9 protein-coding genes and 3 pseudogenes are annotated in these 11627 nt (G+C 67.0%); 5 read left to right on the forward strand and 7 right to left on the reverse strand.

Annotated features, from left to right (window positions below; genetic code table 11):
- The first annotated feature begins 73 nt into the window (after window positions 1-73).
- On the forward strand, window positions 74-202 hold the full coding sequence (locus tag JQX11_RS33050) for a hypothetical protein (protein ID WP_269756848.1): 129 nt from the start codon (window positions 74-76) through the stop codon (window positions 200-202).
- On the opposite strand, the gene JQX11_RS13070 is transcribed toward JQX11_RS33050, so the two are convergent.
- The 6 genes and pseudogenes from JQX11_RS13070 to JQX11_RS13095 form a co-directional block, all read right to left on the reverse strand.
- Window positions 192-1667, reverse strand: a complete 1476-nt coding sequence (locus JQX11_RS13070) for an RCC1 domain-containing protein (RefSeq protein WP_204925241.1) — start codon at window positions 1665-1667, stop codon at window positions 192-194. The genes JQX11_RS33050 and JQX11_RS13070 overlap by 11 nt on opposite strands.
- Before the next feature lie 447 nt (window positions 1668-2114).
- Window positions 2115-2358 (reverse strand): annotated as a pseudogene (locus JQX11_RS33585) (IS5/IS1182 family transposase); the annotation flags it as partial.
- Window positions 2348-3139: a hypothetical protein gene (locus JQX11_RS13080; RefSeq protein WP_204925314.1), complete on the reverse strand. Its 792-nt coding sequence runs from the start codon at window positions 3137-3139 to the stop codon at window positions 2348-2350. The gene JQX11_RS13080 and the pseudogene JQX11_RS33585, both read right to left, overlap by 11 nt.
- 179 nt (window positions 3140-3318) lie before the next feature.
- Complete coding sequence (locus JQX11_RS13085) at window positions 3319-4230, reverse strand: WD40 repeat domain-containing protein (protein ID WP_204925242.1); 912 nt, start codon at window positions 4228-4230, stop codon at window positions 3319-3321.
- Window positions 4231-4980: 750 nt separating this feature from the next.
- On the reverse strand, window positions 4981-5418 hold the full coding sequence (locus JQX11_RS13090; protein ID WP_204925243.1) for a hypothetical protein: 438 nt from the start codon (window positions 5416-5418) through the stop codon (window positions 4981-4983).
- A gap of 368 nt (window positions 5419-5786) precedes the next feature.
- Window positions 5787-5970: pseudogene (locus JQX11_RS13095) on the reverse strand (IS5/IS1182 family transposase); the annotation flags it as partial.
- 213 nt (window positions 5971-6183) lie between these two features.
- On the opposite strand from JQX11_RS13095, the gene JQX11_RS13100 reads away from it, so the two are divergent.
- Together JQX11_RS13100 and JQX11_RS13105 are read left to right on the forward strand one after the other, a co-directional pair.
- Window positions 6184-6498, forward strand: a complete 315-nt coding sequence (locus JQX11_RS13100) for a hypothetical protein (RefSeq protein WP_204925244.1) — start codon at window positions 6184-6186, stop codon at window positions 6496-6498.
- Window positions 6499-6849: 351 nt separating this feature from the next.
- Window positions 6850-8313, forward strand: coding sequence for an RCC1 domain-containing protein (locus JQX11_RS13105; protein ID WP_204925245.1), 1464 nt, complete (start codon window positions 6850-6852; stop codon window positions 8311-8313).
- 128 nt (window positions 8314-8441) lie between these two features.
- Here JQX11_RS13105 and JQX11_RS13110 read toward each other — a convergent pair.
- Window positions 8442-8897 (reverse strand): annotated as a pseudogene (locus JQX11_RS13110) (transposase family protein); the annotation flags it as partial.
- A 1050-nt stretch (window positions 8898-9947) separates the two neighbouring features.
- Here JQX11_RS13110 and JQX11_RS13115 point away from each other — a divergent pair.
- Together JQX11_RS13115 and JQX11_RS13120 are read left to right on the forward strand one after the other, a co-directional pair.
- Window positions 9948-10337 carry a hypothetical protein gene (locus JQX11_RS13115; protein ID WP_204925246.1) on the forward strand — a complete coding sequence of 130 codons (390 nt, stop codon included), beginning with the start codon at window positions 9948-9950 and terminating at the stop codon, window positions 10335-10337.
- Between the two features lie 74 nt (window positions 10338-10411).
- Window positions 10412-11434: a DUF4331 family protein gene (locus JQX11_RS13120; RefSeq protein WP_204925247.1), complete on the forward strand. Its 1023-nt coding sequence runs from the start codon at window positions 10412-10414 to the stop codon at window positions 11432-11434.
- The last annotated feature ends 193 nt before the right edge of the window (window positions 11435-11627 follow it).

Consider the following 11627-nt stretch of genomic DNA (forward strand, 5'->3'; position numbering starts at 1 on the left):
GGTCCACTGGAGCCGCGACGTCACCCACGACGAAGACCGCAGCCGGATCCGCACCGGCGTCGGACCCGAGGTCATGGCCGCCCTCCGCAACGCCGCGATCGGTGCACTGCGCCTGACCGGCGTCACCGACATCGCCGCCGCCAACCGACATGACGCCCGAGACAGCACCCGCCCGCTGGCACCGCTCGGCATCACCTTGTGACTGTGCCGGGGCCCTGGGGTGCCAGGACCTGCACCGGAACGAGACGGTCACTAGTAGTGCCGTCGCCAAGCTGACCGTGGTTGTTCAAGCCCCAGGCGACGACGGTGTAGTTCGGCTGTAGCGCCAGATTGTGGGCGACGCCGGCGGCGATCGCCCGAATCAGGTACAGGAATCGACCGGAGGGCGCGACTTCCCCCACCGCACATACCCGCACCGGCGTCAGACGATTCACGCGAGTACCGTCGCCGAGCTCGGCACGGCCGTTGTAGCCCCACGCCAGAACGCCTCCGCTGCTCAGCTGCGCCATACTGTGATAACCGTTGGCGGCGATGTGCCGCACCCCGTACAGAAACCGATCACAGGGTGCGACCTCCCCCGTCGCACACACCCGCACCGGAACGAGCCGGTGGTTATCGCGTGTACCGTCACCGACCTGACCCTCGACGTTGTAGCCCCAGGAAACGACACTGCCGCTGCCCAGTAACGCCATGCTGTGGAAAGTGCCGGCCGCAACGGCGCTCACCCCGGACAGGAACCGGTCGCAGGGGGCCGTCTCCACCACCGCACACACCCGCACCGGGATGGGACGGAAATCGTCGTTGGTGCCATCGCCGACCTGACCTGCGCCGTTGAAACCCCAGGCGACGGCGTGGCCGGTCCCCACCACGGCCACACTGTGATCTTCACCTACCGCGATGGACGTGGCCCCGGTCAGGAACCGGTCGCAGGGGGCGGTCTCCCCCACCGCGCACACCCGCACCGGAACCGAGCCTCCGGAGTATTCGCCGTCACCGAGCTGACCGAAGGCGTTGAAACCCCAGGCGACGACAGCACCGTTGCCCAGCAGGGCGAGGTTGTGGTCTGCACCGCCGCTGGCGATGGCCCTGACCCCGCTGAGGAACTGGCTACACGGCGCGGCCTCCCCCACCGCACACACCCGCACCGGAACCGAACGATCCGTGAAAGTGCCGTCGCCGAGCTGGGCTGTCACGTTCTGACCCCAGGCGACGACGGTGCGGTCCCGCAGCAGGGCCACGCTGTGCGTGAACCCGGCAGCGATGGCGATCACTCCGGTGAGGAACTGGGTGCAGGGCGCGACCTGACCGACGGCGCACACCTGCACCGGGGTGACACTCGCATCGAGGGTGCCGTCACCCAGCTGGCCTTCACTGTTTCGACCCCAGGCCAGTACGGTGCCGTCCGAGCGCAGGGCAAGGCTGTGCCCGTAGCCGGCGGCGATGGCGGTCACTGCGCCGAGTTCGGCCGGAGCCTGCTGGGCCACTGGTCGCTGGGCCACCACAGGCACAGCGGATGAACTGGCCGGTGCCACCCTCGCCCCACCGACCGAGGCGTCACCGACCACCGCGACCAGCGCCAGCACCACCAGCACGCCAGTGACGGCAGCGCGTCGGGCATGGCCGACCATCACGGCCGACGTGTCTTCGGGAAAGCAGAATCCACCCATCTCCTTCTCCTGACCGAGACAAATTCAATTCCTGGCCACCTGACTGCCCGGACCTTGGCGGCGAATCAGGCGTGTAGCTGCACAGGCCCCGAGTCCGGCACGCCGCACAGGCAAGACCAGAACGGGGACACGCGTGAGGGGCGGGAGGGATGCCACGAGAATTGGAGTAGATCTCACCTCCCTGGCAGGCAGCTCAAGCAACAGGGATTCGTGACCCAGAATATAGACCCATGCAACGCGGAGATGAATAGCCGAGTCGAATGAGTGAGATACTCGCGAACGGTTGCGTGTTCTTCTCACATCGAACCATCGCACGCCCGCCCTCGGCCGCTGCACGTCGAATGCCGGCACGGATGTCCGCCCGCCCTGCGGGAGATGACGCAGCGGCAGCCTCCCGGCTCGTGGATCGGTGTCGGACCCCGTCGTTGATGCGTTGACGACCGACGTTCGCGGTGGTGGGGTCAGGCCGCTGGGGCGGGTGATCTGGTCGACCGGCCGGCGGCACACAGGTGCGAGAACCAGCAGCAGGCCCAGAGTGTCGATGGTTCGGTGTGCAAAGGAATGCGACACCCCCGACAACGGCCCGATCTGCCGCATCGTCAGGTTCTGTACACCAGTCGCCGGCCATCAGCTGCACCCGGTCGGGTCGATCGAGGGCCCACTGCTGGCCCGGCCGACCGTCAGGCGTCGTACCGGAAGTGTGCCGGCGGGGCGCTCTCCGGGCAGGCCAGGCGGGGCGTCTGAACACACTCGATCCAGTGGTCGCCCCCTGGGGGAACCTGGTAGGTCCGGGGTCCGGGTGCTGCGGTCGTGACAAAACTCCGACCCCGATTGCTCACCTCGACCCGCTTTCGCTTCCCAGCGACCACCAGGTCGAGTTCGAGAGTCCACTCCACTGTGCCGGTGGTGAACGCGGTCAGGTCGAACACCTCGGTCTCACCCTTGGCGAGGGTGAACCCGAACAGTGGCCTGCGCCCCTCAATCAGGGTGCGGTAGCGGGCGGCCGGCTGGGGAGCGTCCAGGTCCATCTCGACGTCCCGTGGTTCGGCGGCCCCCTGCTGGCCGCCGCAGCGCAGTTGCACACCGGACGGATCCGGAGTCTGGCTGCGCCGGATCACGCGGGCACGCAGGTTGTCGATCAGCACACCCTGATCTCCGGCGCCCTGCACGACGACGCGCACCCGGCTCACCTGGTGATCGACCGCGCCAAGGGCGCGCGCCCAGTCGATCAGCGTCGCGCAGCCCACCGGGGGATCATCGGAGGGGCGGGCGTCCTTCGGCAGCACCATCGCGAACTCGGCGGTGCCCCAGGTGTCCACGGTGGCAGGATTCGCCACGACGTGCACCGCGACGACCTGCGGGTCAAGATCGTCCACCCACCTGGTTGCATAGATGCTCGCGACGGCACCGAGAAGGGCGGCTACCGCAGTGCCCAGCACGAACCACCAGGCCCGATGCAGCGATCCCAGCACCCGACGCACCCGCGGTACCGGCTGGTCGCCGCCTGGTTTGTCCTGGCCCGCTACCGGACGCCCGCCTTGGGCTTGCCGCTTTCGGTCCGGACCGCTGTTGCCGCGCCGCCGTTTCGCTCTGCCGCCGCTCACGACCCGGGCTCCTGCCAGGAACCCGCCAGCCTGCCGTCCGGGATCGATCACACGTGGCCGTATTCCGGGCCGGCCAGCAGCCAACCGCCGTCTTCGGTGAACTTCAACTCGGTGGGGTTCACGGCCGGTTTGGCGCCAGAGGCCAGGGCCGGCACCTTCCAGTGTCCAACCTCCCGGGGAGGGCCCGGATCCCAGAGCACCACTTCGTCGTCCAAGGTCAGGAATGCCACATGCTGAGCCTGCCGGTCCACGGCGCTGGTCAGGGTGCTACCGCAGGCGCAGGGCCGCCACTGGAATGCCCGATCGTCCGGCGCCCAGACCAGGAAGCCACCCTGACCGGCGATCACCACCCGCTTTCCGCCGTTGACCACGGCCAGCCCCGTCACGTACAAGATGACACCCGGATCACTCGGGACCTCGATGTTCGGCGGGAGCGGCGAGACGATCTGACGGCGGCTGCGCAGATCGTGGAGCCAGTAGCGACTGTTGTTCCGTTCGTCGAACAGTTCGACCACCAGATGGCCGCTGTCGGCCGAGAATCTCAACTGGCCGGTGCTCGGCCGGGGATCACCGTCCGGCCGCTTCACCTCCTCGGGCAGGGGCAGCGCCGTGGGGTCCTTCGTGGTGAAGTCGTAGAGGACCATCGAGTCCGAAAGCCCGACCGCGAGGTAGCGCCCGTCGGGAGAGAAGTCCATGTTGATCCGGACGCTTTCGGTGCCGATGCCGAACCGGTCGAACTCGGTACCGTCGGCAGTGGATACGACCACCCAGTCGCCGACCAGCCGGGCCTGGTACTTACCGTCGCGAGTGAGCAGGGGACCGGCCAGACTCCGACGAGCCAGGTCGAATTCAGGACCAGGCGGCGGCGCGCTGCTGACCGCCGGCTCGACGATCTGATCGGTGCCGTCCAGCCGGGTCGGCTCCGGGTCGGTGGTGCAACCGGCAAGCAGCAGACTCACCAGTCCGGCGACCATGGCCCGCGCTAGCCCGACTCTCGCCGGTTCCCGGCGAGCCGACGGCGCCGCGGGCGGCGGATGACGTCGACCCGCCAGCACGCTCGGACCGCCGGAATGACTGGCACCCATCATGCATCGCCGCCGATCGCCATCGCATCAATGCGCCTCCAGTGATCCACTATGGCCACTCGTTTCGCTCACGCATTCTATCCTTTGGCAGCGATTCGCCCGAATGACTGAATACTGACAGTTCGCTGCTCGATGATGTTGACAGTCGGACAACGCATTCGGACGCAGAGACCGCGCAGGGTCCCATTGCACTCGGACGACTACTGTCAGTCGCCCCGACGCCCCCACGTTCGCGCTGAGCGTTGAACGATGCCGCTACGTCGCGGCGAGTTGTGTGCACGCGCAGATGGTCGGCGAGTTTGCGGATGCTTCACCGGGTGAACGGCCGGCGCAGCTTCACGGAGGGGGTGTTGGCCGTCTCGACGATGGATGCTCTGTCATCGGGACTGATCTGGCCGGGACGGCCACCCATCGCCCGCCTCGGTCGGATCGGTGAACCGGCTCCGACGGGTGACTCCGGGCAGCTGCCGACCTTCTTGATCCCCGAGCCGCCGCACCCGTACAAGATCTGCCACAGCCTGATCGCCACGACGCCGCCCGACCGACACCACGGGCGGCGTGTCAACCAACACCGTGAACGTTCATGGCCACGGCACAACCCGCACCCGGCCAAGGGGTTCCCGGTCAGGTGCGCTTGCGACTCGCGATCCGGTCAGAGAGTTGCCGCACACGGGCAGGGTCCGCGTCACGGGCAAGGGCGACGTAGTGGTCCATGACGGCCGGCCGGTAGCGCACGGGCAACGTCTGCCCCGGGGCGAGTCGGGCGAGCTCGGTGACCGTGAGATCTTCGTCGGCGACACCGCGGAACGAGACGCCCTCGGCGGTCTCCACGTCGAACATCAGGACCACGCGAGGGTTGCTGTTCACCTCCCGCCAGCCGACGAGGACACCGAGCGCAAGCACCCCCGTACGCAGTTCCGCATTGCGCTTGCGTGCATCACCGCTCAGGAGCGGATTCGGGGCGACGCCCGGGAAGTCTGGCCCGACGCCCAGCGACTCCCGGCTCAGGTCAGGCCTGAGCTGCGCCACCATATCGTCGAGCTTCTTCTTCCGACCGAACATCCTGACCCCTCCCTCACCGGTGCCGGGATCTCGGCCTGACGCCTCGCCACCATCGCGATCATACGTCGCCAGTCATCCCCTTCCGCCCCAGGCGTCCCAGCGGTTTCAGGAGCATCCCCTCGAACAACGACCACTGGGCATCCGAAAGCAAGCAAAAGCGACCGGACCAGAGTCCCGGCCAGAATATTCAACCTTTGTCACATGCCCTCAGTATCAAACGTTCCCGCGCACGCATCCGCATCCGCATCCGCATCCACGGTATTCCCGGCAGGGGATATCGTCCTCGACTGCCGGCACCTAATCGGGGAGTCGGCCACCGAAGAACTTGGCCGACAACGGAGACGCCCCGGACACACCTCCTACCGATTGTTGATCAGACGCTCGATGGTGTTCCGCTCCTTGTAGAGGTCGGCGTCGTGGCTGACGGGTCGGCCGCCCCGGCTGCCCTTCTTCCGGTTCGCGGCCTGGCCCCTCTTTCCGGAGTGACCGCCTGATGTGGTGTTTCCGTAGGTAGGCGCGGTTGCCGCGGGACGAGTAAGCCGTGTCCCCGGCGCATCACCATCCGCTGGGACTCCGCCGGTAACTCGCCGGCCGGGACGGCGGTCGTCGAGCGCACCGTCGGCCCTCCGGGCGGAACCGGACAGAGTGGACCGTATTTGTTCCAGCCACCCCATCAAGGCACCTTGCAACAATTGTCGAAACAACTCGCTCGCATTGACAGTCATGAAGTTGATCTGAAGAATTTACCAACAACATGGACGACGCATGGAGGGGCTGGTCGTCGCGACGATCACGGCGACCGTCATGACGACAGGAGTCACGGCGACGGCAATGGCAGCGGTCCCCGCCGGCCATTCGGACGCCGCCGCCAGCAGCGACCCGGGCAGCCGACTGCTCGCCGACACCGCTCCGCTGATCAGGTACCGGGGGTCAAAGAAGGACCACATGAGTTCCGTCTTCCACCCCGGTCAGGGCTACGCACCCGAGTTCGTCATGGGGCAGATCCACAGCACGCCGCAGGCGGGCACCCACCCGCTCTTCCATGCGTTACGGGCTCCGACCGAGCGTCTTCTACCGTGATGACATGCAGTGGTACACCTGCCGCCGCGATTGCGGGATTTCGCGCAACAGGCCACGCGAGATGGTTCAAGCCGTCGGCGCACCGGCGAGTCCCGCCTACTTGTGAGTACTTAACTCGTTCAGGGAGCCTATTCGCTGATCATGCTGCCTTGACTTATATTTCCATCAAACCCGGGCAGCACTCCCGGGTCGACAAGCCGAATCCCGGTCACGTTCCCTCAACTCGCACCGTTGCCGCTCCCGACCTTCTTCGAACCTCGGGAAAAACGTAGACCTTCCCTGTCGCACGGCTGACCGGCTGTTGCGATCGGACTGAATCGAATCCAGAAGCTGCCTCGGAAAGGAGAGCAGATGGGCACAGGAAATGATCTTCATCCTACGCCGGCAGCAACGTCCGCCCATCGCCGGCGGTCGGAATTCCTCGCCACGGTGGCGGCGCTGGTCGTGGTTCTGATGATCGGTGATGCCTACGGCGCAACGGCCGGCCGTGCAGTCGCCTTCGCGATGCCACCCAACCCCGGCACGCAACAGGTTCCAGCGAAACTCGGCACCGTGACAGCCATCGCCGCCGGTGACGCGCACAGCATCGCCCTGCTCTCGAACGGCACCGTCGTCACCTGGGGCGAAAACTTCTTCGGGCAGCTTGGCGACGGCACCAACGCCCGCCGCACCACTGCGGTACGAGTGTGCGCCGTCGGCCAGAGCGCCCCCTGCTCCAGGTTCCTCACCGGCGTAATCGCTATCGCCGCCAACCGGAACGACAACCTCGCCCTACTCAGGGACCACACGGTCGTCGCCTGGGGCTACAACAGTTTTGGGCAGCTTGGCGACGGCACCTGGACCAACCGCACCACTCCGGTACGGGTATGTGCGGTGGGGCAGGTCGCACCCTGTGGCAGGTTCCTGAGCGGAGTCAGATCCATCGTGGCCGGCTGGACCCACACTTTGGCCGCGATGGAGAACGGGTCGGCCGTCGCCTGGGGCTGGAACGGACAAGGCCAGCTCGGTGACGGCACCACCGCCACCCGCCTCACTCCGGTAAAAGTGTGCGCGGTGGGGCAGGTCGCGCCCTGTGGCAAATTCCTGAGCGGAGTCAGATCCGTCGCGGCCGGCTGGGGTCACAGCCTGGCGGTGGTGGGTAACGCCCTGGCCGTGGCCTGGGGTCGGAACTACGAAGGTCAGCTTGGTGACGGCACCACCGTCGGCCGCACCACCCCGGTACGAGTGTGCGCGGTGGGACAGGTCGCGCCCTGCGATCAATTCCTGTACGCGGTGAATGCCATAGCAGGTGGCGAGTTTCATAGCATGTCGCTGCGGGGTGACGGTGGTCCTGTCGGTTGGGGCGCGAACTATGTTGGTGAGCTTGGTGACGGCACCGTCGTCAACCGGGCCATTCCTGTGCGGGTGTGTGCGGTGGGAGAGATCGCTCCCTGCCACCGCTTCCTGTACGGAATCCGGCACATCGCGGTCGGCGCGTCGCACAGCATGGCGCAGCTGAGTAGCGGCGGCGTCCTGGGCTGGGGGTTCAACGGTTATGGCCAACTCGGCAACGGCACATGGGACACCCGCTTGCAGGTCACTCAGGTCTGTGCTGTGGGGGAGGCTGCCCCCTGCGACCGGTCCCTGAGCGGGGTCAGATCCATCGCGGCTGGCACAGCCCATAGTCTGGCTCTACAGCCTGACTACACGGTGGCCGCTTGGGGTTACAACGCCCAGCGCCAACTCGGTGACGGCACCACAACATGGCGTCCCACCCCTGTGCAGGTCCTCGCACCCCCAAACCTAGTGCCGCATCAGGGAATGTTTGCCTCATGACGACGCACCGTACGGGTGCTGGTGCGGGCGGTGCGGTGTCGCCAGGCTGTTCGGGTGGCAGAACGGGTGCGTGTGCGCGAGATCGATGACGACGAGGGGCAGCAGCCGCGGCGGATCATTGAGCCATTTCATCCTGCGGAGCGGTCGGTTTCAACGTGGTGCAGGACGAGGATGGCGTACACGATCGCGGTCGCTCGGCGTGGGCATCAGCGCAGCTTGACCAGGATCTTCCAGGTCGTGAGTGTGGCGATCGCGCGTTCGCCGCGGGCGCGGATCTTCGCGTGGGCCCGGTTGACGGCCTTCTGCCGGCGTGACAGCTTCGGGCGGAAGCGGCGCCGCTTGAACGGGGTGCGCACGCTGCCGAGAGCGCCCTGATAGCCCTTGTCCGCGAAGGTCATCACGTCGGGGCCGGTCAGGGCGTCGATGATGCCGTGGGTGCGGGCGGCGGTCAGGTCGTGCGTCGAGCCGGGCAACGCGCCGAGGCCCAGACGAGACGCGCGGCCGCATCGGCGATGACCTGCACGTTCACTTCGTGACGCTTGTGCTTTCCGCAGGTAGTACGGCTTCTGGTTGGCGACCCGGTTCACCAACGAAGACCGCACAACTGCGGCACCTGGCGTACGTAGAACGCCTCACGACACCGGCCGGCTCACCGACGAACACCGCCTCGCCCACTGTTCCGGGCCCTCGACCAGGCCGCCGGACGGCGAACGGCAGATGCCGAAATCCCACCGTTCGGCATCTGCCACTCCGAACTACACCCCACCTCGCTGCACCTCACCCACCACAGGTGGCACCTCCTCGACGTCGCCAAAGCCCTCAACGGTCCCGGCATCCTCCTCGACCTCGCCACCTGGCACGGCACCCGCCACCCACCCCGACTACGCCGCCTCCTCAACCACTACGTTCACGCCGGCGGCCACGCACAGACCCTCCGCGACCGCGCCGGCCTACCCGCCGAAACCTGGGCACTCGCCTGGCACCGAACCTGGGCAGCGGAAACCCTGCTCCACCAAGCCACCCTCGCCACCGGCAACCCCAGCGCCGAGACGCTCGACGCGATCCAGCGCCAGGCCACCACCGCACTCGAACTCCTCGACACCAGATCGTGCAGTTCCGTCTCTTCGGCCAACAGACCATGATCAGGATCCATGAAGAAGCGGTGGCTTACGACGCCGCCGCCGAGGTGCGTGTTGGCCACCATGCTGTGTGGCGTCAACTGCGGACTCCACCAGCAGAAGCAGGACGACCACACGAACAGGCTGTCCGCCGAAGTAAACGTAAACAGCGTAGTTAGTCTTCAGCGCCCCAGGTCAGGAAGTCTGCTCGCCCGCTGAGCGCCGCCGCAGCAGCGGACCCGCCCCCGATCGACAGTTACCGCCGAAGATCCGCCCACTATTTCGCCGGCGCGTCGGCCGGTCGCTACGGCGGCCTTACCACAGGGTACGTACACACTGGGCGTTTACGTGCAATGTCGACAATGACAGTTGACAGCAGATACTTCGCACCATGTGTCGAAGCGGGGCCTTCGGTACTTTCAGGCGGTGCGAGTACATCATGGCAGGAATCGATACCACCATCGTCGATCGCCCGGTCGAGACGATGCAGATCTTTAGCAGGAAGACCCGGATGCGATGCAAACCAATGAGGACTGTTGGCCGTATCTCACGCCGCTCCGCGAGGGCTGGCGGTGGATAAGCGGCACCCGGGCCACAGTTCGCCGCGCGATCGGCATCGAGAACGCGCTCACCGCAGCTGACCCGGTCGAGGCCGTGCTGCGGGTGCTCGGCACGATGGCGGAGATGTCGCGAGCGTTGGACACCGAGACGGTGCTGCTGGTCACCGAGGCCCACTACCGCGGGGCCACCTGGGCAGCGATGGCCCGTCACCTGGGCGGCTCGAGGCAGCGGGTCCATCAGCGCTATCAGCGGTACGTCCACTCGCCTTTGACGAAACAGATACTCACCAACGACCTGCGCGCCGCGAATGCGAATTCACGACGCGTGATCCGGCCGGTGCGGTAGCGGCGCAGCAACGTCACCCGGTGACGGAAGCCGAGCGGCGCGACGCTGAGGCATCCTGACCCGGGGAGCAGATCATGTCGTACTTCACCGACAAGCCGCTGGCGCCCCAGAACGGCCAGCTCTGCATAGACGACCTGTACGTCTTCGACGGCGAACGCGGCACCGTGCTGATGATGAACGTCAACAGCTCGGCCGTCCGTCCCGACACCGAACGGGGCTTCCATCCCGGAGCGCGGTACGAATTCAAGATCCACCATGAGACCGACAAGATCGAGGGCCTGACCTACCGGGTGGCCTTCGGTGATCCCGACCAGGGCGGCAGGCAGTCGGTCACGCTCCACGCCCTGCGGAACTCGGATGCGAGCACCGACTCGGCCGCGGGCATCCTGGTCGTGGCCGGACGAACCGGCGAGGTAGTCAGCGGCGACGGGATCCGCCTCTGGACCGGGCGGATCATGGACCCGTTCTTCATCGACCTCGACCAACTCACGACGGTCAACGAGGCCCTTCGCGACGGCACCCGGCTCGACTGGGAGGCCTGGCACCCGGACGAGGCCCGCAACAGCTGCGCCGGCTCCATCGTCGAGTGCATCGTCCTGGAGGTCATCCGTAACGAGCCGCTCCTACGGGACGGGGCGCGGGTGCGGATCTGGTGCACCACCAAGGTAGCCGCCGAGGGCGGTCAGTGGCGGCCGGTCACCCGGGCCGGCCAGCCGATGATGTGGCCGATCTTCTGGCCGACCGATGCCGACTTCACCAACCCGGCCAATGCCCGGCACCCCCGGGACGACGTCCGTAACGCCAGCAGCGAGATCGCGGCGAAGGTCGCCCGCTTCGTCGCGGCGAACCGGACCGCCGCCGACCCGGAGAGTTACGGCCGCAGCGTGGCCGAACTGATCCTGCCCGACATGCTCTCGTACCGGGTCGGTTCGCCGGCCAGTTTCGGTTTCGCGGTACGCAACGGACGGGCGCTGCGGGACAACGCTCCGGAGGTCATGTTCTCTCTGGTCCTGAACAAGGCGATCACGTCCGGCCTCACCGCGGAGACGGCCGAGGGGACCCGCTCCACCAGCTTTCCTTACGTGGTGCCCGCCTGACCGACCGGCTGGTGGACGCCGCGCGTCGATGGTGCCATGCCCGCCGCGCAGGGGCGAGGGAATCGGCCTGGTCGTCCGACTTCCCTGACGGATTTCCTCACGCCAACGGGCACGGCCCCGGCCCGTCATACGTTTCGAGGGCAACCACGCGTGGGGCGAACCCGTCGTTCCCGGCCTGTCGAGCCGAGGCCGC

This window comes from Micromonospora humida, from assembly GCF_016901255.1.
Lineage (GTDB): Bacteria > Actinomycetota > Actinomycetes > Mycobacteriales > Micromonosporaceae > Micromonospora > Micromonospora wenchangensis.

What these genes read in the sequence shown, in the direction of transcription:
- JQX11_RS13070 (WP_204925241.1), bottom strand. Translation starts at nt 1,667, where the DNA reads ATGGGTGGATTCTGCTTTCCCGAAGACACGTCGGCCGTGATGGTCGGC.
- JQX11_RS13105 (WP_204925245.1), top strand. Translation starts at nt 6,850, where the DNA reads ATGGGCACAGGAAATGATCTTCATCCTACGCCGGCAGCAACGTCCGCC.
- JQX11_RS13100 (WP_204925244.1), top strand. Translation starts at nt 6,184, where the DNA reads ATGGAGGGGCTGGTCGTCGCGACGATCACGGCGACCGTCATGACGACA.
- JQX11_RS13090 (WP_204925243.1), bottom strand. Translation starts at nt 5,418, where the DNA reads ATGTTCGGTCGGAAGAAGAAGCTCGACGATATGGTGGCGCAGCTCAGG.
- JQX11_RS13115 (WP_204925246.1), top strand. Translation starts at nt 9,948, where the DNA reads ATGCAAACCAATGAGGACTGTTGGCCGTATCTCACGCCGCTCCGCGAG.
- JQX11_RS13120 (WP_204925247.1), top strand. Translation starts at nt 10,412, where the DNA reads ATGTCGTACTTCACCGACAAGCCGCTGGCGCCCCAGAACGGCCAGCTC.
- JQX11_RS33050 (WP_269756848.1), top strand. Translation starts at nt 74, where the DNA reads ATGGCCGCCCTCCGCAACGCCGCGATCGGTGCACTGCGCCTGACCGGC.